Annotated in this window: 20 protein-coding genes, 2 tRNA genes and 1 pseudogene; 8 read left to right on the forward strand and 15 right to left on the reverse strand. The window is 70.4% G+C overall.

Going from position 1 to position 21,146, the window contains the following annotated elements; genetic code table 11:
* Positions 1 to 226 precede the first annotated feature (226 nt).
* Positions 227 to 311 (reverse strand) — tRNA-Leu (locus K6T25_RS11675).
* Positions 312 to 397: 86 nt separating this feature from the next.
* Between K6T25_RS11675 and K6T25_RS11680 the strand changes: the two genes are divergently transcribed.
* Positions 398 to 706 carry a transcription initiation factor IIB family protein gene (locus K6T25_RS11680; protein ID WP_222914276.1) on the forward strand — a complete coding sequence of 103 codons (309 nt, stop codon included), beginning with the start codon at positions 398 to 400 and terminating at the stop codon, positions 704 to 706.
* Between the two features lie 37 nt (positions 707 to 743).
* Here K6T25_RS11680 and K6T25_RS11685 read toward each other — a convergent pair whose 3' ends face one another.
* The 6 genes and pseudogenes from K6T25_RS11685 to K6T25_RS11710 form a co-directional block, all read right to left on the reverse strand.
* The gene (locus K6T25_RS11685; protein WP_222914278.1) at positions 744 to 971 is read right to left on the reverse strand and encodes a hypothetical protein; all 228 of its coding nucleotides are present in this window, start codon (positions 969 to 971) and stop codon (positions 744 to 746) included.
* Between the two features lie 7 nt (positions 972 to 978).
* Positions 979 to 1,479 carry a phosphopantetheine adenylyltransferase gene (locus tag K6T25_RS11690; RefSeq protein ID WP_222914280.1) on the reverse strand — a complete coding sequence of 167 codons (501 nt, stop codon included), beginning with the start codon at positions 1,477 to 1,479 and terminating at the stop codon, positions 979 to 981.
* An 87-nt stretch (positions 1,480 to 1,566) separates the two neighbouring features.
* Positions 1,567 to 2,100 (reverse strand): annotated as a pseudogene (locus K6T25_RS11695) (helix-turn-helix domain-containing protein); the annotation flags it as partial.
* Positions 2,101 to 2,187: 87 nt separating this feature from the next.
* Positions 2,188 to 3,327, reverse strand: coding sequence for a glutamate--cysteine ligase (locus K6T25_RS11700; protein ID WP_222914285.1), 1,140 nt, complete (start codon positions 3,325 to 3,327; stop codon positions 2,188 to 2,190).
* A gap of 270 nt (positions 3,328 to 3,597) precedes the next feature.
* On the reverse strand, positions 3,598 to 4,242 hold the full coding sequence (locus K6T25_RS11705) for a fibrillarin-like rRNA/tRNA 2'-O-methyltransferase (protein ID WP_222914287.1): 645 nt from the start codon (positions 4,240 to 4,242) through the stop codon (positions 3,598 to 3,600).
* Positions 4,239 to 5,078 (reverse strand): NOP5/NOP56 family protein, encoded by an 840-nt coding sequence (locus K6T25_RS11710; RefSeq protein ID WP_222918025.1) that lies wholly within the window; start codon positions 5,076 to 5,078, stop codon positions 4,239 to 4,241. The genes K6T25_RS11705 and K6T25_RS11710 overlap by 4 nt, the downstream gene beginning before the upstream one ends.
* Before the next feature lie 128 nt (positions 5,079 to 5,206).
* On the opposite strand from K6T25_RS11710, the gene K6T25_RS11715 reads away from it, so the two are divergent.
* Entirely contained in the window at positions 5,207 to 6,454 is a 1,248-nt protein-coding gene (locus K6T25_RS11715; RefSeq protein ID WP_222914289.1) for a pyridoxal-phosphate-dependent aminotransferase family protein, read from the forward strand.
* A gap of 77 nt (positions 6,455 to 6,531) precedes the next feature.
* The gene (locus K6T25_RS11720; protein WP_222914291.1) at positions 6,532 to 7,038 is read left to right on the forward strand and encodes a universal stress protein; all 507 of its coding nucleotides are present in this window, start codon (positions 6,532 to 6,534) and stop codon (positions 7,036 to 7,038) included.
* 46 nt (positions 7,039 to 7,084) lie between these two features.
* Here the strand turns inward: K6T25_RS11720 and K6T25_RS11725 are convergent, their stop codons facing one another.
* Together K6T25_RS11725 and K6T25_RS11730 are read right to left on the reverse strand one after the other, a co-directional pair.
* On the reverse strand, positions 7,085 to 8,341 hold the full coding sequence (locus K6T25_RS11725) for an MFS transporter (protein WP_222914293.1): 1,257 nt from the start codon (positions 8,339 to 8,341) through the stop codon (positions 7,085 to 7,087).
* Positions 8,342 to 8,626: 285 nt separating this feature from the next.
* Positions 8,627 to 8,700, reverse strand: a tRNA-Lys gene (locus K6T25_RS11730).
* A 107-nt stretch (positions 8,701 to 8,807) separates the two neighbouring features.
* On the opposite strand from K6T25_RS11730, the gene K6T25_RS11735 reads away from it, so the two are divergent.
* Positions 8,808 to 10,274 (forward strand): DHH family phosphoesterase, encoded by a 1,467-nt coding sequence (locus tag K6T25_RS11735; RefSeq protein WP_222914295.1) that lies wholly within the window; start codon positions 8,808 to 8,810, stop codon positions 10,272 to 10,274.
* Positions 10,275 to 10,809: 535 nt separating this feature from the next.
* On the opposite strand, the gene K6T25_RS11740 is transcribed toward K6T25_RS11735, so the two are convergent.
* Together K6T25_RS11740 and K6T25_RS11745 are read right to left on the reverse strand one after the other, a co-directional pair.
* Complete coding sequence (locus tag K6T25_RS11740) at positions 10,810 to 11,409, reverse strand: DUF7125 family protein (RefSeq protein WP_222914296.1); 600 nt, start codon at positions 11,407 to 11,409, stop codon at positions 10,810 to 10,812.
* Positions 11,410 to 11,703, reverse strand: coding sequence for a PRC-barrel domain-containing protein (locus K6T25_RS11745; protein WP_222914298.1), 294 nt, complete (start codon positions 11,701 to 11,703; stop codon positions 11,410 to 11,412).
* 251 nt (positions 11,704 to 11,954) lie between these two features.
* Between K6T25_RS11745 and K6T25_RS11750 the strand changes: the two genes are divergently transcribed.
* Complete coding sequence (locus K6T25_RS11750) at positions 11,955 to 15,023, forward strand: FAD-binding and (Fe-S)-binding domain-containing protein (RefSeq protein ID WP_222914300.1); 3,069 nt, start codon at positions 11,955 to 11,957, stop codon at positions 15,021 to 15,023.
* A gap of 78 nt (positions 15,024 to 15,101) precedes the next feature.
* Positions 15,102 to 15,305 carry a hypothetical protein gene (locus K6T25_RS11755; RefSeq protein ID WP_222914302.1) on the forward strand — a complete coding sequence of 68 codons (204 nt, stop codon included), beginning with the start codon at positions 15,102 to 15,104 and terminating at the stop codon, positions 15,303 to 15,305.
* Between the two features lie 69 nt (positions 15,306 to 15,374).
* Here K6T25_RS11755 and K6T25_RS11760 read toward each other — a convergent pair whose 3' ends face one another.
* From K6T25_RS11760 to K6T25_RS11775, 4 genes are all read right to left on the reverse strand, one after another.
* On the reverse strand, positions 15,375 to 15,689 hold the full coding sequence (locus K6T25_RS11760) for a HalOD1 output domain-containing protein (protein ID WP_222914304.1): 315 nt from the start codon (positions 15,687 to 15,689) through the stop codon (positions 15,375 to 15,377).
* A 190-nt stretch (positions 15,690 to 15,879) separates the two neighbouring features.
* On the reverse strand, positions 15,880 to 17,055 hold the full coding sequence (locus K6T25_RS11765) for a pyridoxal phosphate-dependent aminotransferase (RefSeq protein WP_222914305.1): 1,176 nt from the start codon (positions 17,053 to 17,055) through the stop codon (positions 15,880 to 15,882).
* A gap of 59 nt (positions 17,056 to 17,114) precedes the next feature.
* The gene (locus tag K6T25_RS11770; RefSeq protein WP_222914307.1) at positions 17,115 to 17,567 is read right to left on the reverse strand and encodes a GIY-YIG nuclease family protein; all 453 of its coding nucleotides are present in this window, start codon (positions 17,565 to 17,567) and stop codon (positions 17,115 to 17,117) included.
* Positions 17,564 to 18,031 (reverse strand): methylated-DNA--[protein]-cysteine S-methyltransferase, encoded by a 468-nt coding sequence (locus tag K6T25_RS11775; protein WP_425600881.1) that lies wholly within the window; start codon positions 18,029 to 18,031, stop codon positions 17,564 to 17,566. Before K6T25_RS11775 ends, K6T25_RS11770 begins: the two co-directional genes overlap by 4 nt.
* Positions 18,032 to 18,189: 158 nt before the next feature.
* On the opposite strand from K6T25_RS11775, the gene K6T25_RS11780 reads away from it, so the two are divergent.
* Positions 18,190 to 18,612 (forward strand): restriction endonuclease, encoded by a 423-nt coding sequence (locus tag K6T25_RS11780; protein ID WP_222914310.1) that lies wholly within the window; start codon positions 18,190 to 18,192, stop codon positions 18,610 to 18,612.
* Positions 18,613 to 18,696: 84 nt separating this feature from the next.
* Positions 18,697 to 21,093 carry a DEAD/DEAH box helicase gene (locus K6T25_RS11785; protein WP_222914312.1) on the forward strand — a complete coding sequence of 799 codons (2,397 nt, stop codon included), beginning with the start codon at positions 18,697 to 18,699 and terminating at the stop codon, positions 21,091 to 21,093.
* The last annotated feature ends 53 nt before the right edge of the window (positions 21,094 to 21,146 follow it).

Raw genomic sequence — 21,146 nt, forward strand, 5'->3', positions numbered from 1 at the left:
TCGAGGTCTCGCTTCGCTCGACTCACCGCGGACTCACGGGTCGCTCCGCTTCCCGTTCGTCTCTCGATGCGCTTCCTCCGGTCGCGCCTCGCACTGCGCGGGACCGGATTCGAACCGGAACCAGACGTTCCGAGTCGCTCCCTTCGGTCGATTCCCGGCCTGCGACTGGGAGGGTCCGAATCCGCGCCTGCTCGTTTGCTCACTCCACTCCGTTCCGCTCGCTCACTGCGCGGGACCGGATTCGAACCGGCGGACCTCTACAGGACAGCGTCCTAAGCGCTGCGCCGTTGGCCTGGCTTGGCTACCCGCGCTCGAAACACAGTATCCCGAATCGCCGTAAGTAGCTGTCGGACCGAGGCGACACGATTTATGACCGCCCGCCCCCAACACAGTATCGATGTACCGCGCCAGCGACGAGGTGGAACACGAGGAGTGGCTTTCGCGACTCCACCGAGCCGCCGAGTCGCTGGAGCTGTCCGCCGAGGCACGCTCGAACGCGACCGACCTGTTCCTCTCCGGCGTCCCCGAAGCCGACCGGTCGAAGCCCGCGACGGCCGCGGCCGCGCTGTACGCCGGCGCCCTCATCGCCGGCGACGAGCGGTCCCAGACCGCGGTCGCCGAGGCGATGGACGTAACCCGGCTCTCCGTTCAGCAGCACTGGAAGGACATCCTCGAGGACGCCGGGTTCCGCCCGCCGTCGTGGTGAGGCGACAGCCCCTCCGTGGTCGACGGCGTGTCTCGGGCTACTCCGTGAGTAGTCGATACGCGAGCAGCGCGAGTCCGGTAAAACCGACCAACTGCCCGAGGAGAAACAGCGCGCCCCCGACGTACGCGAGTTCGCTGCCGGGGTCCCGGCCGGCCAGTCGGATCGCCTGATAGCCGAGCAGGAGCGCGACAACGCCGACGAGGATCAGTTGCGTCGACCGTGATCGACGTGCCAGCCAGTCGATCGCGGCCTCGACACCGGCCATCGCCCCGTCACTCCGTGTCCGGCGGCTCCGTCCCGCGCCCCTCGCGGTCGGGCGTGCGGTCGCCGTGGCGGTCGATCTCGCCGCGGACGATCCGCGTCGACGAGATCCGATCGCCGTCCTCGGCGGGCACGTGGTCGACGACCTCGATTCGGAGGCTGGGCAGGCCCTTCTGCTCGCGGATCTCGTTGACACGCTCCGCGCCCGACTGTGTCTCCGGGGAGACGATCAGCGCGTCGAACCCCGGCTCGACGGCGATCCCCGTCGGCTTCGTTAGCTCGCGGATATCGTAGTCGCGACCGTGCTCGGCCGCGATCGGGGCGATCTCGTCGTCGAGGTCGCGCTTGCGTTCGGCGAACGGGCGAACGTACCGGTCCGTGTGACGCGTCTCCGGGGCCAACTCGTCGGAGGTGAGTCCGACGGTGAGGTCCCCGAGCTCGAACGCGCGCTCGAACAGCGCGCGGTGGCCGTCGTGGACCGGGTCGAATGTCCCGCCCAGCGCGACGTTCATACCCGCTCGTGGACGCGCCGGCACCTAAAAGCGACGTTACGGAGAATCGAGGAGAAAGCCTCGCGCTTCAGCGCGGGAAGGATGTCAACCGTCGTCCCGTTCGGTCTCGACGGAGATCCGAACCGGCTCGGTCGTCTCGCCGGCGGGCTCGCCGTCGCCCGTCAGTCGGGAATCGAGCGTGAACACGGCGTTCAGCTGGTCCTGTACCTGCCCGACAGCCCCCTCGACGAGCGCGGCGGGCTCGATCGCCTCGTACTCGTACGGGTTGTTGCCGGCGCCGGCGGACTCTCGTTTCGTTCGGCTGACCGTCTCCTCGTCGTGAAGCTCCGCGAGCGCCTCGCGAACGGTGCTCGGATACAGCCCCGTCCCGTCCGCGACCTCCTCGCTCGTGGAGCCGGGCTGCTCGCGGAGGTACACGTAGATCCGCGCCCGCGTCTCGGTGTCCAGTAGCCACGCCAACAGATCGACGATGCGCTCGTCGAAGCCGTCGGCGACGTGGGCGACGTCGGCCGCGCTCGATTCGAGCCGCTGTGCGGCCTCGCGCAGCTCCTCTCGCGGGGCGTCCTCGTCGTCGGCGCCGTCCGTCTCGCCGCCGTCTTCGGGGGCCTCGTCGGTAGCCATGTGTCCCATCTCGTCGGTCAGAACTCCGCAGGGAAAACCCCGTCGCCGACTCTCACCGTACCGTTCGGACCGAACCGATACGCCGGGCTATACCCCGTGCTCGTCGATCAGGAGATCGCGACACAGGGCGTCGATGCCGCGCTCTTCGCGGATCCGGCGCTGACGCGACGCGCCCGACTCGCGTTCCAGCAGGAACCGCAATCCCTCGACGTCGAGGCGGTCGCATTCGCGGTCGACGACCGTCGGCAGGTCGACCACCGAGTCGCCGTCGCGGTCGACGAAACTGGCGCCACGGCCGTGGCGCATGGCTCGCCACTTGTTCTCGTCGAGCAGTTCCCGACGGAGCCCGCCGGCGTGGTCGGGGCCCCCGGCGCCACCCACCCCGGCGTCGCCGGCGGCCGGATCGGACTCGTCCTCGTAGCGCTCGGCCAGATCGACGACGAGCGCGTGGACGTACTCCACGAACGCACAGACGACCTCGGGGTCGGACTGTGCGTCCGGCGTGCGAACCTCCACGGTGCCGTGCCCCGTGTGCGGGCGCACGTCGAACCAGAGTTCGCCGCGGTCCTCGATCGAGCCGTGCTCGACCATTCGCCGCTCGAAGGCGTCGTACGCCGCGAAGTCGGAGAAGTGCCCGGGCATCCCGGTGTTCGGGAGGTTCTCGAACACCTTCGCTCGGGCGGACGCGAGCCCGGTGTCGAAGCCGTTCCAGAACGGCGAGTTCGCCGACAGCGCCAACAGCGGCGGGAGGACCCAGCGGACTCGGTTGGCGATCCACGTCGCCTTGTCCGCGTCGTCGACGCCGACGTGGACGTGGAGCCCGGCGGTCGTGTTGCGGTGTTGCGGGTACTGGATCCGATCCAGCTGCGACCGGTATCGAGGCTTCTCCGCGTGGTCGAGGTCGCGCCAGACCGCCGCCGGGTGGAGTCCGGCCCCCGCGACCCGGAAGTCGTACGACTCGGCGTGCTCCACGAGCGCTTCCCGTACCGCGCTCACGTGGTCGTGAACGGAGCCCGGGTCATCGATCAACGGGGTCTGCGTCTCGATAACGGATTTGAACAGCTCGTGATCGATGCGGCCCGCCAGCGGTTCGGGCGGCTCGCGGTCCCCGTACACGAGCTGATCGCTTCCGGAAGTCGGCCGGCCGTCGCCGTCGACGACGTAGAACTCCTCTTCGACTCCAAGCGTGCCCATCCGCTCGAACGCCGACGCCGAACCCGTGTCCATCGCCGACGGCTTCGGCGTGCGGTGGTTTATATCTCGGGAAACCGGCCCCGAACGTGACGGCATGCCGACCTGATTGGCACTTGGATAGTTCGGCGCACCGAGACGAACGTTCAAAACCGATGCCGTGACCACCGGCCACTGGACGTGCAGGCGTCCGGTCGTGGATGGCGCCGGACGTGTAGTCCGCGTAGCCGCGCCGACGCGCGGCCGAGCGATCGATGGCACCGTTCGAAGCGGAACGGGGAACGGTGAACCCGTCCAGCGGCGACGCTATCGCGGCGTCGCGACGACCCCGAGGTGGTCCTCGTGGAAGCGGTCGAGCGGCCGGGTCTCCAGCACCTCGTAGGTCGACTCCAGGTCCGCGAGCACGTCGTCGAACACGGCGTCGGGAGCGGCGGCAACGTCCTCCGAGCGCGCTTTCACCGCCAGCAGAAGTCGGCCGTCGTCGGCGAGGAACTGCCGGTTCCCGACCGCCACGTCGGCCTGTCCACGGGTCGCGACGTCCTGCACGAGCACGTCGCAGTCGGCCTCGACGACGTGCGCGTACGTTTCCGGTCGTCGTGCGTCCTTGAGCAGCGGGAAGAGGTTCGACCGCGGCTTGCAGGCGTCGAGCAGGTCGCGCACCGGCCGCGGCGAGAACTCCACGGCATAGGTCGGCCCGGCGAAGTCGGCGACGTGGCTGACGGTGGTGCCGTTCGCGGCGCCGAGATACAGCACCCTCTCGCCCCCGGACAGCGCCGTGTCCATCCCGAGTTCGAGCATCCCGCCGAGCTTCGACCGGCCGGCGTCCCACGCCCGCCACTCGTCGTCCGTCGGCTCGCCGTACACCGGCGCCCCGCGCGTGCACAGCCGCTCGTCGCCGTCGATGACGCGACGCTCGACGCCGTCCGGGAGCGACGGATCCGTCCCGGTCATTCCGAATCACCGCCGTCGTCCCCGGCACGGGCACGGATGGTCCGCATTCGCTCGTCCAACTCCGCCTCCAACTCGGGGCGGTAGTCGCCGGAGTAGTGGTCGATGCGCGCGGCGATGGTCAGTTTCCCGGCGAGCGCTCGCGATGCGGATCCGCGGTCCTCCGGCCGCGTCCCGCGGACGTACTCGTGGGTGTAGATGACGCCGTGTTTCGGCGAGGAGCCGTGCCCCCGAAGGTGCGCGAACAGCGCGTCCTCGGCGCCGAGCACCTGCAGCGTCCCGGAGGGCTTCTTGGCAAGAGTCTCCAGCCCGCCGGCCAGCGAGATCAACCGGGCGGCAAGCACCGGTCCCGCCAACGCAGAGAGGTTCGGCGCGGCGACGGGCGCCCGCGACCCGATGAACGTCTCCAGTTCGTCGGACTCGTGGTCGAGCTCCGCGACACGGGTCGCGAGCGAGACGACGCGCTCCTCGGCCGGACCCTCCGGGTCGCGGTCGGCCAGCTCACGGCAGCCGTCGACGCCCGTGCCCGCATCGGGGAACAGCGTCCCCGCCCACTCGGAGACGCGCTCCGCGAGCTCGTTTGCGACGCGCTCGGCGTCGTCCATCGCGCGAACCGCGTGGAGCAGCTGGCGGTCGTCGGCGCGCTCGCGCTCGTCGACCTCGGCGCGGGTCGCCGCCACGGTCGCCTCGCGGAGCGTCGCGTAGTAGTCGTTCTCGTCGGCGGCGAATCCGGACTCGACAGCCAGTGCCGGCCAGTCCGCCGGTGCCTCCGCGTCGCCGTCGCGAACGCGGTCGGCCGGCGACTCCCCGTCGCCGGCGGCGAACCACGCCCGGGAGATATCGTCCCGGTGGTCTGCGTCGTCGGTAGTCATGCACATCCGTTCCCGGCGGCGGTTCATGAGCGTTGTCTCCGCGGCCGGGGATACGAAGCAAGTAACCTTTGGCCGCGCCGGCGGACCACGCGAGCATGCACCAGCCGGAACTCGGCACCACCGACGCCCCGGAGGTCGGCGAACTCACGCCCCCCACGCGGACGCTGATGGGCCCCGGTCCGAGCGACGTACACCCGCGCGTCCTCCGCGCGATGAGCACGCCGCTCGTCGGCCATCTCGACCCGTCGTTCATCGAGATCATGGACGACACGCAGGAGCTGCTCCGGTACACCTTCCGCACCGACAACAAGTGGACGATCCCCGTTTCGGGCACCGGGTCGGCGTCGATGGAGGCCGCTATCGGCAACCTCGTCGAGCCCGGCGAGACCGTGCTCGTGCCGACGAACGGCTACTTCGGCGGCCGCATGGCCGAGATGGCGCGGCGCGCAGGCGGCGACGTCGTCGAGGTCGACGCGCCGTGGGGGGAGCCGCTCGACCCGGTCGACGTACGGGCGGCCTTCGACGAGCACCAACCGGACGTGTTCGGCTTCGTCCACGCGGAGACGTCGACGGGTGTCCGTCAGCCCGACGTGCCCGAACTAACGAGTATCGCGCACGACCACGACGCGTACGTGATCGCCGACTGTGTCACGTCGCTGGGGGGCGTTCCCCTGAAGGTCGACGAGTGGGACATCGACGCCGCCTATTCGGGACCACAGAAGTGTCTCTCGTGCCCGCCGGGCGCGTCGCCGCTCACCCTCAACGACCGCGCGATGGACAAGGTACTCTCGCGCGAGGAGCCGACCCGATCGTGGTACCTCGACCTCTCGCTGCTGGAGGGGTACTGGGGCGAGGAACGCGCGTATCACCACACCGCGCCGGTCACGAACGTCTACGCGCTGCGTGAGGCGCTCAGGCTCGTCGCCGAGGAGGGCATCGAGTCGCGCTGGGCGCGCCACCGCGAGACCGCGGGCGCCCTGAAGGCCGGCATCGAGGCGATGGGGCTGGAGATGAACGTCGCCGACGAGTACTGGCTGCCGAGTCTGAACGCCGTTCGCGTCCCCGACGGCGACGCTGGGCAAGGCCCGGCTTCAACCGGCGCTTCGCGCCACACTGTCGACGACGGGGCGGTCATCGCGGACCTGCTGGACGGGTACGATCTGGAGATCGCCTCCGGGCTCGGCGACCTGGCGGGCGATATCTTCCGTATCGGCTGTATGGGCCACTCCGCTCGTCCGGCGAACGTCTCGCTGCTGGTGTCGGCGCTCGGCCAGACGCTGGCGGAGCACGGCGCCGGCGTGGACGTGGGTGCGGGCGTCGAGGCGACCGCGTCCCGGTTGTAACGGCGATCGGCGCCCGACCCCGGCGACGGGGAACCGGCGGTCACTTTTTCTCCCCTGCGTCCCAACATCGAACTGATATGTACGAAGACATTCTGCTGGCGACGAACGGCGGCGTCGCGTCGATCAACGCCACGGACCACGCGCTCGATCTCGCGGCCGACCGCGCCAGACTGCTCGACGATCTCGACATCGCCGTCGACCGCGAGGCGACGCTGCACGCGCTGTTCGTCGTCGACGAGGACGCCATCACGACGTACCCCGGCGACGAGTACGTCGACGGCCACGAGGGTCCCGAGTACGGGTTCGAGGACCTCGGGGAGGAGACGCTCGCCGAGGTCCGCGAGCGGGGAACCGACGCCGGCGTCACCGTGGAGACGCATCTCCGACACGGAACGCCCGACGAGACGATCCTGGCGGTCGCCGACGAGATCGACGCCGACCTCATCGTCGCCGGGAGCCAGCGACGCCCCGACGAGTACCGCATGCTCGTCGGCAGCGTCACCGAGCGCGTCGTGCGCGCGAGCGACCGGCCGGTGCTCGTGGTGAAGACGCCGGTCGACGAGGCGGGCGACCCGATCGCGTAATCGACACCGCAGGCGACGATCCCGACCGTGACTGCGGACGGTCGGGCTACCACTCGGCGAGGGCGTTCACGCCGTGATAGCGCCAGAGGACGGCGAGGAAGGTGAGCGCCCCGAGCACCGCGAACCCGCCGCCGACGAAGAACACCCACTCCATGCCGACAGTTCCCATCAGCCACCCGGCCGCGACCGGCCCGATCACCGATCCCGGGCGCCACACGAGCTCCCGGATCCCGAAACTGGAGGCGACCCCGTCGCCGTCGCTCCCCTCGTCGGCGAACAGCGCCATACTCGCGGGCTCGCGGAAGCTGTCCGCGATTCCGAGCCCGGCGTTCAACAGCAACAGCGGCAGAAACGCGGCGGAGACGGCGCCGAGGTACGGCAGCGTCGACGGCAGCCCGAGCGCCTCCCCGAGGGCCGGCGTGAACGGGACGACCACCGCGACGAGTCCGTAGGCGCCCCCGCCGGCGAAGACGAACAGGGCGCGGCCGCTGGCGTCCGAGAGGCGGCCGGTGTACGGCTGCAACAGCATGTTCGTGAACTTCTCGGAGACCGTGATCACCGAGACGGCGAACGCGGGCATCGCCAGTCCGCCGCTGGCCGCGGCGTAGCCGGCGAACACGGGGATCCAGTTGCGAACGAGGGTGACCGCGACGGAGTACTGCGCCCGAAACGACGTGAGCGTGAGGATCCGGCGGTTGAGCGCGAGGTCGGCGAACGGGAACCCCTCGACGCGGGTCTCGTCGGCTGAGAGCAGCAGCGCCGTCGCGAGGAACGTGATCACGTACAGCCCGGTGATGATGAGGAACAGCTCCCGCGACCCCCCGAAGTAGTCGTAAAGTCCGCCCGCCGAGAGCCCGCCGACGATCGACGCCGCGAACGAGGCGGCGTTGGCCCGGCCGATCCGGCTCGCACGGGTTCCCTTGGTCGCGAGTTGGCCGACGAGCCCCAGCGTCATCAGCCCCATCCCGGTGAAGACGACGCCTTGCAACCCTCGGACGGCGAGCAGCCCCGCGTTGTCGGTGACGACGCTGAACGCGCCGTACGTGGCGATCCCGACCGCGAGGGTGCCGAGGAGCACGATCCGCTTGTCGTAGCGGTCGCCCGCCCACGCGAGCGGGACGACGGCGACAGTCTGCGCGAGCGTGTAGGCGGTGTACAGGAGTCCGAAGGCGACGCCGTCGATGCCGAGGTCGGTCGCGATCTTCGGGAGGACGATGATGAGCGCGATGCTCCCGAAGCCGCCGGCGAACCGCGAGAGGTACAGCGTCCAGAACTGCAGACGCGAGGCGGAGGAGTCGGTCACGTCCTCGGCTTCGTGTCGGCAGTCAAATGACCGTCGAACGAGTTCCGCCGTCGTTGCGTCGCGTGTGTCGCGTCAGAAGCAGGCTTGGGGGGAGCTGAACCAAGCCGTCGGCTCGCGTCGCTCACGGCTCACTCCGTTCGCCGTTTCCATCGAGGCGCTCACCTCGCTCGCGCCTCGCGTCGCTCGCCGCCGTCTACTTCAACACCTTCAGATGGCCTCCGAACGGCGCGGTTCCTCGAACGGTTCGCTCCGCTCACCGTTCTCGTCACGGTGCGCCTCACAGAACGGGCTTGGAGGGAGTTGAACCCCCGACCGACGGATTAAGAGTCCGTCGCTCTCCCTGACTGAGCTACAAGCCCTTGCGTCCCGAAAATGTGAGGGTACGCTAAAAGACCTTCCGTTTCACCGACGGCGGCTGGAGACGAACATCACCGCTTAAGTGTCGTCCGTCCCGATTCCGGTCCATATGAGTACCGGCGTCACCGTCTCGTCGATGTCGACGTACGCCATTCTCGGCTGCGGGAGCGTCGGGCACGCGGTCGCCGACGCGCTGACGCTCGAGGAGAAGGACGTACTGATCCTCGACAAGGACGAGTCCCGCGTGGAGGCCCTGCGCGATCAGGACCTGAACGCCCAACAGCAGGACATCGCCGACGACGACGTGGTCGAGGCGGTCGCCGACCGCGACGTGATCCTCATCCTCTCGTCGGACGTCGACGCCAACAAGGACGCGGTGCGGGCCATCCGCGAGCGCGGCGGCGACCAGTACGTCGTCGTCCGCGCCTCGGACCCGGTCAGCGAGGACGAACTCGCCGATCTGGGCGCGGACGTCGTCATCAACCCCTCGACCGTCATCGCCGACTCCGCGCTCCGGTCGCTCGAGTCCGGCGAGCTGGAGTACAAGGCCAGACAGCTCGCGGACATCCTCCGCGGGACCACCGGAACGCTCGCCGTGCTGGCCCACGACAACCCGGACCCCGACTCCATCGCCGCCGCGGTCGCGCTCGCGGCGATCGCTGCCGAGTACGGCGTCGAGGCGGAGATCCTCTACGACGGCGAGATCGGGCACCAGGAGAACCGGGCGTTCGTCAACACGCTCGGGATCGATCTCCACGCCCGCGACGACGCTCAACCGCTCTCGGAGTACGGCGCGCTCGCGCTCGTCGACTACGCCGAGACCGGCGGCAAGGAGATCGACGGCGAGGTGGACATCTACATCGATCACGACGAGCCCGAGGCGGTCATCGACGCCGCGTTCACCGACATCCGCAAGAACGTCTCCGCCACCTCGACGATCCTCACCAAGTACCTCCAGGAGTTCGACCTCTCGCCGAACGAGACGGTCGCGACCGCGCTGTTGTACGGCATCCGCGCGGAGACGGTCGACTTCAAGCGCGACACCACGCCCGCGGACCTGACGGCCGCGGCGTACCTCCACCCGTTCGCCAACCACGACACGCTGGAGGACGTGGAGTCGCCGAGCATGAGCCCCGAGACGCTGGACGTGCTCGCGGAGGCCATCCAGAACCGCGAGGTCCACGGCAGCCACCTCGTCTCCAACGCGGGGTTCGTCCGCGACCGCGAGGCGCTCGCACAGGCGGCCCAACAGTTGCTCAACCTCGAGGGGATCACGACCTCCGCCGTCTTCGGCATCGTCGACGACACGATCACGCTGGCCGCGCGCTCGAAGGACATCCGGATCAACATCGGGAACGTCCTTCGCGACGGCTTCTCCGACGTCGGCGAGGCGGTCGGCCACGCGAAACAGGGCACCGCCGAGATCCCCCTCGGACTGTTCACCGGGATCGAGACGACCGAGTCGAACCGCGACACGCTGCTCGCGCTCTCGGAGGAAGCGGTGCGAAAGAAGCTGTTCGACGCGATGGGCGTCGAGAGCGGCTCCGGAGCGAGCGAGTCCTCCAACGGCACGTAGCGACCCCGCCCCGACCGCCGACACGCCGGTACGTCGTCGTCCGCGGTGTCCGTCTGCAATCGACTATTCGTCAGTGATCGAACTCCTGCGTCGAGGATGCCGCGGCAGAAAGAGATATATACACTGTGTTACGTAATACCACACGAGAGGTGGTTGGCATCGAACGAGGACACACGAACGGATCGACCGTTGCAGCGACCGCCGACCGACACCCGAACCCGAGGGTTTGACGCCGTAGCACAACGCACCCGGCACGTCCGATCGCCGGGGCGGAACAACCGGACAGGCGTTCGACCACAGCACAGGCGTTCGACACGCTATAGCCGATCAACACGGTACAGGCGATCAACCACCGCCCGAGCGGCTCACCGGTATCGTACGTCGGACCGCCGCGGCACCGCGCCGCGGTTCCCCGGGTTCTCACGACGTTCGTCGCGAACGGAACGTGGAGCGCGCCGACCGCGATACGGGCGCCGATCGCGACGCGCACACGGCTGTGGGATCGGCGATCGGAGGCTGGGGATGGTCCCCGCAGTCAAGCGATATCTCTGCTGGTGTCGACGACGACGCGGTCAGTGAGCTTCAGTTTCAGGGGCTCGTCGAGTGCGGCACCCCCGCGGACCTTCGTGACGTACAGTCGGTTCTCGATCGTCATCGTGGCCGTCCGCACGTCCAACAGCCAGACGCTGTCGACCCGAGCGAGCGTTCGCGTCCGGCCGGCCGTGTCGGTCGCCGGTTCCGGACAGTGGAGGTAGCCTGCCCCGTCGGCGTCGTCGACGGCGTCCGCGGCCGCATCGAGCACCCGACGGAGGTCCGTCGGCGTGAGCTCCTCTACCCCGAGCGTCGGCGTCACGACGAGCGTCCCTCGCTCGGGAAGCACGGCGAACGTTTCTTCGGGGGCGGCCGCCAGCGCCGCCGGGTCGCGTTCGATGACCGTCGCCTCGTCCGGGTAGCCGTCGGCGACCGCCGAAGCGGGGCGGTTCAGCGAGACGACGAGCGCGTCGCTCGGTTCGGCGGCCGCCTCGAGAAGGAGTTCGGCGCTCGACCCGACCGGCGCGACGAGCGCCGTCAGCGACCCGACGGGGAGTCCGCCGCCGAGGCGTCGGTCGAGCGGGTCGATCCCGGTGGCGTGCACCTACGCGACCGCCTCCTCGTTGGTCTCGTCTTTGAGGCGCTCGATGGTGTCGTTGACGAGGATCACGTCGCCGACGGCGCGCACCCATCGGTACGGGATCATCACGCCCTTCCCGGGTTCGACCCGGTCGGCGAACAGCTCGTCGCTGAGTTGTGCCAGCGCGAGGCCGGTGACCGCCTGCGCGTCCAGGTCGAGGCGGACGTCCTCGACTTCCCCCACGAACACGCCGTTGTTGGAGTAGACCTCCCTCCCCACGAGAGTCGTGATCTCCTGGGGCGCCGCGTCTGCGTTCATGCTCCGCTGATCGGCGGGGCGGGTCTTAAAATCGTTCCTCGCGGGCTCACACGCGTCAGACACAGGGCGGACGCCGAGAACGGGTGTGCCGCGAACCCACCTACAGTAGGGGGCGTCCGCACCACACGCGGGTCGTGTTTCGACACTCGACGGGTCGGGCCGGCGTGCGTCGCGCCCCGATCGGGCTCGAGGGCGACGATCGCCCTGTCCAGCGGGCTTATGTGACTCCCACACACACCTTCACCCATCCGATGTCTTCCGATCTCCCGTCCCCGCCCGACGGCGGGCCGGACCTGACCGACGCGGACTACGACTACGGCTCAGAGGACGTCGCCCGGCCGGGGCTCGTCGCCGATCTGGAGGGGCTCGTCGCGGGCGACGTTCGCTTCGACACCTACTCCCGACAGCTGTACGCGACCGACGCGTCGGCGTACCAGCGGACGCCAATCGGCGTCGTTCTCCCGCGCTCCACCGACGACGTGGCCGCGGTGATGGAGTACTGCGCCGAGCGGGAGATCCCGGTGCTCCCGCGCGGCGGCGGCACGTCGCTGGCGGGCCAGACGGTGAACGAGGCGGTCGTCATCGATTTCACGCGGTATATGGACGAGATCCGCGACCTCGACTCCGACGCCCGCGAGGCGACCGTCGACGCCGGCTGCATCGTCGAGGAACTCAACGAGGCGGCCGCCCCACACGGGCTGAAGTTCGCTCCGGACCCGGCGTGGCGCGACAAGTCCGCGATCGGCGGCGCGATCGGCAACAACTCCACCGGGTCGCACTCGCTGCGGTACGGCAAGACCGACGCGTACGTCGACTCCTGTGAGGTCGTCCTCGCGGACGGCTCCATCGAGACGTTCGGCGAGATCGCGGTGTCGACGATGCGCGAGGAGGCCGACGCCGACGGGGAGTTGCTGGAACGGATCTACGCGGAACTCGTCCGGATCATCGACGAGGAGAGCGAGGCGGTGACCGAGCGCTACCCGGACATGAAGCGCAACGTCTCCGGGTACAACCTCGACGTGCTCGTCGAGGAGGCGCGGGGGGAGTGGGCCGGCGACGCGCCGGAGACCGGCGGCGGCACCGGCGAACCGGGGACGGTGAACCTCGCGCGGCTCATGTGCGGGAGCGAGGGGACCCTCGGGATCGTCACCGAGGCGACCGTCTCGCTGGTCGAGGTGCCCGAGACGAAGGCGATCGCGCTGCTCACCTACGACTCGCTGCTCGACGCGATGGCGGACGTGGCCCGGATCCTCGAACACGACCCCGCCGCCGTCGAGGTGATGGACGACACGTTCCTCGATCTCGCCCGCGAGACGGCGGAGTTCGGCGACGTGGTCGGGCTGTTGCCCGAGGGAACCGACTCGACGCTCCTCGTGGAGTTCTACGCCGAGAGCGACGCAGAGGGGCGACAGAACGTCGCCGATCTGGTCGCCGATCGCTGTCCGGGGACCGACACCGAGGCCGTCGCGGCCGCGGACGGCGTCGACGCCGGCGACGAGGTGTACGCCACGGGCGCGTTGGAGGCACACGACCCCGAGCGGCGCGCGACGTTCTGGAAGATGCGCAAGGCGGGAATGCCCATCCTCCTCAGCCGGACCTCCGACGCCAAGCACATCTCCTTCATCGAGGACTGTGCGGTCCCGCCGGAGCATCTCCCGGAGTACGCCGCCGACTTCCAGGCGCTGCTGGAGGAGGTCGGGACGTTCGCGTCCTTCTACGCCCACGCCGGTCCCGGCGTGCTCCACATCCGGCCGCTGGTCGACACGAAGACCGTCGACGGCATCGACCAGTTCGAGCGGATCGCCGACGGCGCCTCGGATCTCGTCGTGAAGTACGGCGGCAGCGTCTCCGGCGAGCACGGCGACGGCCGCGCCCGAACCCAGTGGAACCGAAAGCTGTACGGCGACGACCTCTGGTCGACCTTCCGCGATCTCAAGACCGCGTTCGATCCGGACTGGCTCCTGAACCCCGGGAACGTCTGCGGCGACCACAGCCTCACCGAACACCTTCGATTCGACCCGGAGTACGCCTTCGACGCGGGCTTCGATCCGGAGCTGAACTGGGACAACGAGAACGGTTTTCAGGGGATGGCGGAGCTGTGCCACGGCTGTGGCGGCTGTCGCGGCGGCCAGTCGACGACCGGCGGCGTGATGTGTCCCACCTTCCGCGCGGCCGACGAGGAGATCCAGAGCACTCGCGGCCGGGCCAACCTCCTCAGGGGGGCGATGTCGGGCGACCTACCCGCGGACCCGTTCTCCGAGGAGTTCACCAGCGAGGTGATGGACCTGTGTGTCGGCTGTAAGGGTTGCAAGCGGAACTGCCCCAGCGGCGTCGACATGGCGAAGCTGAAGGCCGAGGTCGTGCACGAGCGTCACGAGCGTGAGGGGCCGAGCCTGCGAGACCGCCTGTTCGCGAACGTCAACCTCGTCTCGCGGGTCGGCTCGGCGCTCGCGCCCCTCTCGAACCTCGCGACGAGGCTCCCCGGGTCCGGGTTCCTCGGGGAGAAGCTGCTCGGTATCGCCGCCGAGCGCGACCTCCCCCGGTTCCACCGGACGACGCTGCGCGACTGGTTCGAGTCGCGCGGCGGTCCGGCCGTCGCCGAGGCGGACGCCGAGCGCGTCGCCGTGCTCGTTCCCGACACGTACACGAACTACAACCACCCCGAGGCCGGGAAGGCCGCGGTCCGCGTGCTCGAAGCGGCGGGCGTGCGCGTCGAACTCGCAGACGTGGAGGACACCGGCCGCCCGGCACACAGCATGGGCTTTCTCGACGCGGCCCGCGAGCGAACCGCCGCGGCGGTCGCGGACCTCACCCCCCGCGTCGAGAACGGGCGCGACGTGGTCGTCGTCGAGCCCAGCGAGGCTGTGATGCTGCAGTCGGACCTGTTGGATCTGCACGACTCGGAGGACGCCGCGACGGTCGCCGCCAACAGCTACGGCGTGCTGGAGTACGTCGACGCCTTCCGCCTCGACGAGGGGATGGACCTCGGCGGCTCAGGCTCGCTCACGTATCACGGACACTGCCACCAGAAGGCGACGAAGAAGGACCACCACGCGGTCGGCGTGCTCCGGCGCGCCGGCTACGAGGTCGACCCGCTGGACTCCACGTGCTGCGGGATGGCCGGGAGCTTCGGCTACGAGGTCGAGCATCACTCGATGAGCGAATCGATCGCGTCGATCCTGTTCGACCAAGTCGACGACAGCCCCGGCGAGGAGGTCACCGCCCCGGGCGCCTCCTGCCGGACGCAGCTCGCGGAGCGCGACGGCGCCGACGGCGACCCGCCCCACCCGGTCGAGAAGGTGGCTGCGGCGCTCCGGTGAGCACCCCTCGGAGACGGGCCGACTCGCCGGGTCGCTCCGCCGCGACACTGTTAACAGGGGTCGTACCGAGCCGTCGGTATGAACCGACTCACCGCCCTCCCGCTGTTCGGCTTTCTCACCGTCCTCGCCGCGCTGTACGTCACGGGAGCGCTCGACGGCGTCCCGTTCGCGGACCGTGCCGTGGGGTTCCTCCTCGGGCTGTTCGCGGTGCTCGCGATGGTCGCGGGCTACTCCTTCGGGCGCGGATATCGCGGCGACGACGACGAGGACACTGCGCAGTGATGGATCGGCGTTCGAGACGAGGTATGGCGGCTCGCAGCGTCGGCCGGACGCTGCGGCCCGCGTTCAGATTCAGAATCGGTTCTGGAAGACGCGGCCGTCGACGACGACCGTTCCGTCGCCCTCGACCGCGACCTCGTGGTCGCCGAGGGGGAACTCGAGCCGCCAGTCGGCGCTCTCGTGGCGCGCGAGCGACGCGAGCGCGTCGGCGTCGACGGCCCGTTGAAGGGTCGCGTTCAGGTCCATCGGGTCGACATCGTTCACCGTCGCGACCGCGCCGACGACCGCCGAGACAGGAGAATCGGCAGGGGTCGGGTCGTCCGTGGTCGCGTCGGTCGCCTCGCCGGCGTCGGTTCGAGCGTCTTCGAGCACTTGTGTCCGTGTCATTGTGTAGTCGCGGTCCGGATCGCCCCCGCGGCGCGAACGCGGCGACGCGGTGGATGGCTGTGGCGTCGCGGGATCCGCGCTCTGGCGACCCAGTTCAGACAATCTGTTGACTTGTATGTACATAAACATCCGTCAGACGGATCGATGACAGCACGGAATGGAAGGCGGTCGCTCCGGCAGTCGTCGCGGGCTACAGCCCGTCTAGGACCCGTCCGAAGGCGTCGAGCGCCGCCTCACAGTCGTCGGGTGCGCGACCAAGCGAGACGCGGACGCCGTCGCTCATCCCGAAGAATCGACCGGGGACGACGAGCACGCCGGCGTCCCACGCGGCCTCGCTCACCGCGTCGCCGTCGACGCGCTCGTGTTCCAGATACGCGAACGGCGACCCCGGCTCGACGGAGCCGGCGAGGTCGTCGCGGTCGGCGAGGAACCCGACGAGAAGCTGGTGGTTCCGGCGGCAGTGGTCGCGGGCGTCGGCGACGAGGTCGTCGCGGTGGCCGAACACGCGCCGCGCGAGCGCGACGCTCGGCGCGGCGAGCGCGGGGACGTGGTGTTCCACCAGTCGCGCGCGCTCGATGAACGCCTCGGGTCCGGTGATCCAGCCGACGCGGAGCCCGCCCAACCCGTGGAACTTCGTGAGCGATCCGAGGGTGACGGTGGCCGCCAGTCCGGCGCCCGTCGGGCCGCCGAAGGCGTCGCCGGCCGCATCGTCGCCGCCGGTCCCGCTCGTGTACGGCGCGTACACCTCGTCGACGAGCAGGTAGCCGCCGTGGTCGGCCGCGACCTCCGCGGTCGCCGCGAGCGTCGCGCGGTCGACCACGGCGCCGGTCGGGTTGTGTCGGTTCGTCACCGTGACGTGCGCGAGCGGTCCCGCGAGGTCGGGGGCGGCCGCCGCGACACGCTCCGCGTCGAGACCGTACTCCGGACCGGGGCGGCGAACGCGCGCGACACGGCTCCCGATCCCGCGTGGCGTCTCGACGAGCGGCTCGTACCCGGGGGCTTCGACCAGCGCACACGGCTGTGGCCCTCCCTCGGCGGCCTCGGCGGCAGCCGTCCCGCCGTCGTCGACGGGCGCATCGTCGTGACGCTCCCGGGCGAGCGCCGCGGCCGTGGCGCACGCGAGGAAGCCGCCGTGGGTCGCGCCGGCGGTGAGCAGCACGTTGGCCTCATGGACGTCGTACTCGTCGGCGACGTGCTCGCGCAGTGACCTGCCGGCGCCGGGCTGTGACAGCCCGCGGAGCCGAGGGGGCACGAGGTCGTCAGGGTCGCCCGCGGGCAGCCGGCGGAGGTCACTGGTGCCGAGATCGTGCTCGGCGGCGGCCGGACGCCCCTCGATCCACTGCAGGTACGCGAGCGGCGGGAACATACTGCCGGGTTCAGGGCCGACCCCAAAAACGCTCCGTCGGCGGACGGTTCGGGACCGTCTCACTCGGTCGACCGCCCGCTCGCCCGGATCTCGTCGTACGCCGTCGTGGCCGCCGCCTCCGCGGCAGCGACGCCCTCGAACCGCGCCAGGTGGGACGCACAGTCGCAGTCGGAGGCGCCGAAGCCGGCGACCGGGTCGCCGTCGGGGGCCGCCCTCGCGAGCGTCCGCGCGAGACGGCACTCCTCGTCGCGGCCGCCGTCCAGGCGCTCGGCGGCCGACAGCGACACGCCGTCGTGGCCGCCCAGGTAGTCGACGTGCCAGTGTCGCACGTCGTGCTCGCCGCCGGCGACCCGGCGGTGGCGGTCGATCCGCGAGAACCCGCCCGACCCGAGCGCGCTGCCGGTGTAGACGTACCCGCCCGCCGGGAACTCGTGGACGCCGAGCGCGCCCACCTCGACGGTGATGGGGTCCGGAGCGGCGAACACCAGCGTGTAGGTGCCTGTGTCGCTCACCGCTGTGCCTCCGTGTCCCCGCCGCCGTCGAACCCGGCGGCGGGGTCGCCGCCGGCGTCGTCGAGCGTGACCTGGACGGAGTCGCTTCGCTCGTGTTCGAGCAGCCGTCGCTTGAGTTCGGGCCCGCCCTCGGCGGAGAAGCCGCCGAGCCCCTCGGCGGCGACGACGCGGTGACACGGGACGACCAGCGGGACCGGGTTGCGCCCGCAGGCGGCGCCGATCGACTGCGGCGCGCTGTCGAGGTCGGCCGCGATGTCGCCGTAGGTCCGAGTCTCGCCGTACGGGATCGCCGCCATCGCGCCCATCACTCGCCCGGTGAAGCCGTCGGGGTACCGGACCGAGAGATCGAACGCCGTCCGGCTCCCCTCGCGGTACTCGCGCGCCTGCCGTTCGATCTCGTCGGCCGCGGCGTCGACGTACGACGCGTCGAGCGTGAGCCGCCCGCCGGGGACCGCGAGCGTCACCGGGTCGTCGTACGCCGCCCGCTTCGCCGTCGCGTCCATACCGGTTGTGGCGGCGGAGCCGTATTCAACCCGGCGGCGGCCGGACACGACGACGGGCGAAGGGGGGTCGTCGGACGGGACCGATACGGTTTTTGACCGGGCCGGTCCTCCCGCGACGTATGCGCCACCCGGCCGACAGACTCGCCGCGCTCCCGGACGGGGAGTTCGCCGCCTTTGCGGCGCGGCTGGGCCGGATCTGGCCGGAGTTCGAGGCGGCCGCTTCCCCCGCGACCCCCGACGGGACCGTCGAGGTGTCGCTCGCGCGCCGGCGGTCGGACGCCCCGCCCGAGCGAGCGGTCGTCAGCCTCCGTCGCGAGCCCGTGACCCTGGAGGACGTGAACGAGTTCGCAGTGTTCGCGGCCGAACGGGACCTCTCCTTCGCGGTGCTCGCGACCGTCGACGAGGTCGACCCGGACGCGACCCGACGCGCTCGGGCCGCGCCGGTCGACGTGTACGACGGCGTCGGGCTCGTCTCGCTGGCCCGCGACGCCGGCGTCGCGGTTCCGGCGGCGGACGGCGGCGACGATCCCGAGACCGAGTGACCGGCAGCTCGGACCCGGACTGACCGCCGATGGACCCGAACCGACCGCAACCGGTAAGCGCGCCAGCCACCACGCACGATCACTGTGGACGACACCGTCGAGTGGCTCCGTTCCCGACCCTATTACGAGGGGCAGATCGCCGACCGCCGGACGCTCCCCGGCCGCGAGGCGTCCGTCGCCGACGTCGACCTGGAGCCGCGGCTCGCGAGCGCCCTCGCCGACGAGGGGATCGAGTCGCTGTACGAGCATCAGGCGCGGGCCGTCGAGGCGGTCCGCGACGGCGACGACGTGGTGCTCGCGACGCGCACCGCCAGCGGCAAGTCGCTCGCGTACACCGTGCCCGCCTTCGAGCGGGCGATGGACCACGGCGGCCGAACGCTGTATCTCGCGCCGCAGAACGCGCTCATCGCCGATCAGGAGGAGACGCTCTCGGATCTGGCGCACGGACTCGGCTTCGGATCGCGCGTCTCCGTCGACCAGTACACCGGTCGCCTGTCGAAATCGGAGAAGCGCGACGTACGCGACCGGCAGCCGACGGTCCTCCTCTCGAACCCCGACATGCTCCACTACGGGCTGCTCCCGTGGGCGTACAAGCACTGGGAGTGGTTCTTCGGGTCGCTGGAGACGGTGGTCATCGACGAGGTGCACGGCTACCGCGGCGTCTTCGGCAGCCACGTCGCGCTCGTGATGCGGCGGCTGAACCGGATCTGCGAGCGGTACGGCGCCGACCCGCAGTTCGTCTGCTGTTCGGCGACCATCGGCAACCCCGTCGAGCACGCCGCGCGGGTGACCGCACGACCCGAGTCGAACTTCACGCTCGTCGACGCGGACGCGTCCGCTCGTGGTCCGCGCCACTGGCTGCTGTGGAACCCGCCGGAGTACGAGGGCCGGCAGGCGGACCAGCAGTCCGGGCGGCGGCGGTCGAGCCACACCGAGACGAAGCGGATCTTCTGTGACCTCGTGCAGGAGGGGTACCAGACGCTCGTGTTCACGCGCGCCCGCCAGACCGCCGAGCGGTACGCGAGCGACTCCGCGAAGGAGTTGCGCCAGCGGGGTGCACACGAGGCTGCGGGACGGATCGAGGCGTATCAGGCGAGCCTGACGGACGAGCGTCGCCGAGAGATCGAATCCGGGCTCCACTCTGGGGACGTGGCCGGCGTGTGGTCGACGAACGCGCTCGAGCTCGGCGTCGACGTGGGCGGCCTCGACGCGGTGATCCTCGACGGCTACCCCGGCACCCGGATGTCGGCGTTCCAGCAGGCGGGCCGCGCCGGACGGGGCACCGACGACGCGCTCGTCGTCATGGTCGGCGGGGAGGACCAACTCGACCAGTACCTCATGGCGAACCCCGACGACCTGTTCGATGGCGACCCCGAGCGGGCGATGGTCGACCCCGAGAACGGCGAGTTGCTGCCGGGCCACGTCGCCAGCGCGGCCGACGAGAACTGGCTCCGCCCCGAGGACGAGTCCCACTTCGGCGACGGCTTCGCGTCGGTGGTCGAGTCCCTGGAGGCCGACGGCACGCTCGAACGGATGGACACCGCCCGCGGCGTTCGCTGGACGTACGACGGCCCGGGGAGCGCCCAGCACTCGATGAGCCTCCGGACGATCGACGACCGCGAGATCGACCTCATGGACGCCCGGACCGACGACACGATCGCGTCGCTGTCGTTCGCTGACGCCCTGCGCGACGCCCACCCGGGCGCGGTCTACCACCATCAGGGGCAGACGTACGAGGTGGACGAGCTCGACCTCGACCGCGACGTAGCCCGCCTGCGACCGACGTGGGCGGACTACTACACCCGCGTCCTGACCGACAAGGACGTCGTCGTGAACGAGGACCTCCGCGCCCGTCCGCTCGACGCGCGCGAGGACACCGAGATCCGCTTCGCCGACGTGACCGTCACCGAGCAGATCACGGGCTTCGAGCGCAAGGACGGGTCCACGGGCGAGCCGATCGGCTCTGAGGCGCTGGATCTCCCGGAGACGACGCTGCGGACGCAGGCGCTGTACTACACGGTCCCGGCGGACGTGGAGGGAGAGATGCGCGAACGCGCGGCCGAGGCCGGGCGGGGCGATGCGGGCTTCAACGGCGGCATCCACGCCGCCGAGCACGGCTCCATCTCGCTCATGCCGCTGGACCTCCTGTGCGACCGCGCGGACATCGGCGGGGTCTCGACTCCGTTTCACCCGCACACCGAGCAGGCGACCGTGTTCATCTACGACGGTCATCCGGGCGGCGTGGGGCTGACGCGTGCGTCGTACCGCGACGCCGACCGCCTGCTCGCGCGCACGGCGCGGCTGATCGCCGGCTGCGACTGCGCCGACGGCTGTCCCGCGTGCGTCCAGTCGCCCCACTGCGGCAACGCGAACGAACCGCTCTCGAAGCCGGAGGCGGTCACGCTGTTGAACGCTCTCGGGGGAACCGACGAGCCGATTCCTGAACCGGGCGAGCACGACGCTCCACCCGAGGGACGCTGACGCACCCTCGTCGCCTCGCGGAACGCAAACTGTCCACGTTTGGAAGGTACAAC

The sequence above is a fragment of the Halobaculum rubrum genome (genome assembly GCF_019880225.1).
Classification (GTDB): Archaea; Halobacteriota; Halobacteria; order Halobacteriales; family Haloferacaceae; genus Halobaculum; species Halobaculum rubrum.

What these genes read in the sequence shown, in the direction of transcription:
- K6T25_RS11745 (WP_222914298.1), bottom strand. Translation starts at nt 11,703, where the DNA reads ATGAACGCAGACGCGGCGCCCCAGGAGATCACGACTCTCGTGGGGAGG.
- K6T25_RS11720 (WP_222914291.1), top strand. Translation starts at nt 6,532, where the DNA reads ATGTACGAAGACATTCTGCTGGCGACGAACGGCGGCGTCGCGTCGATC.
- K6T25_RS11755 (WP_222914302.1), top strand. Translation starts at nt 15,102, where the DNA reads ATGAACCGACTCACCGCCCTCCCGCTGTTCGGCTTTCTCACCGTCCTC.
- K6T25_RS11735 (WP_222914295.1), top strand. Translation starts at nt 8,808, where the DNA reads ATGAGTACCGGCGTCACCGTCTCGTCGATGTCGACGTACGCCATTCTC.
- K6T25_RS11760 (WP_222914304.1), bottom strand. Translation starts at nt 15,689, where the DNA reads ATGACACGGACACAAGTGCTCGAAGACGCTCGAACCGACGCCGGCGAG.
- K6T25_RS11685 (WP_222914278.1), bottom strand. Translation starts at nt 971, where the DNA reads ATGGCCGGTGTCGAGGCCGCGATCGACTGGCTGGCACGTCGATCACGG.
- K6T25_RS11690 (WP_222914280.1), bottom strand. Translation starts at nt 1,479, where the DNA reads ATGAACGTCGCGCTGGGCGGGACATTCGACCCGGTCCACGACGGCCAC.
- K6T25_RS11715 (WP_222914289.1), top strand. Translation starts at nt 5,207, where the DNA reads ATGCACCAGCCGGAACTCGGCACCACCGACGCCCCGGAGGTCGGCGAA.
- K6T25_RS11765 (WP_222914305.1), bottom strand. Translation starts at nt 17,055, where the DNA reads ATGTTCCCGCCGCTCGCGTACCTGCAGTGGATCGAGGGGCGTCCGGCC.
- K6T25_RS11780 (WP_222914310.1), top strand. Translation starts at nt 18,190, where the DNA reads ATGCGCCACCCGGCCGACAGACTCGCCGCGCTCCCGGACGGGGAGTTC.
- K6T25_RS11680 (WP_222914276.1), top strand. Translation starts at nt 398, where the DNA reads ATGTACCGCGCCAGCGACGAGGTGGAACACGAGGAGTGGCTTTCGCGA.
- K6T25_RS11750 (WP_222914300.1), top strand. Translation starts at nt 11,955, where the DNA reads ATGTCTTCCGATCTCCCGTCCCCGCCCGACGGCGGGCCGGACCTGACC.
- K6T25_RS11705 (WP_222914287.1), bottom strand. Translation starts at nt 4,242, where the DNA reads ATGACCGGGACGGATCCGTCGCTCCCGGACGGCGTCGAGCGTCGCGTC.
- K6T25_RS11700 (WP_222914285.1), bottom strand. Translation starts at nt 3,327, where the DNA reads ATGGACACGGGTTCGGCGTCGGCGTTCGAGCGGATGGGCACGCTTGGA.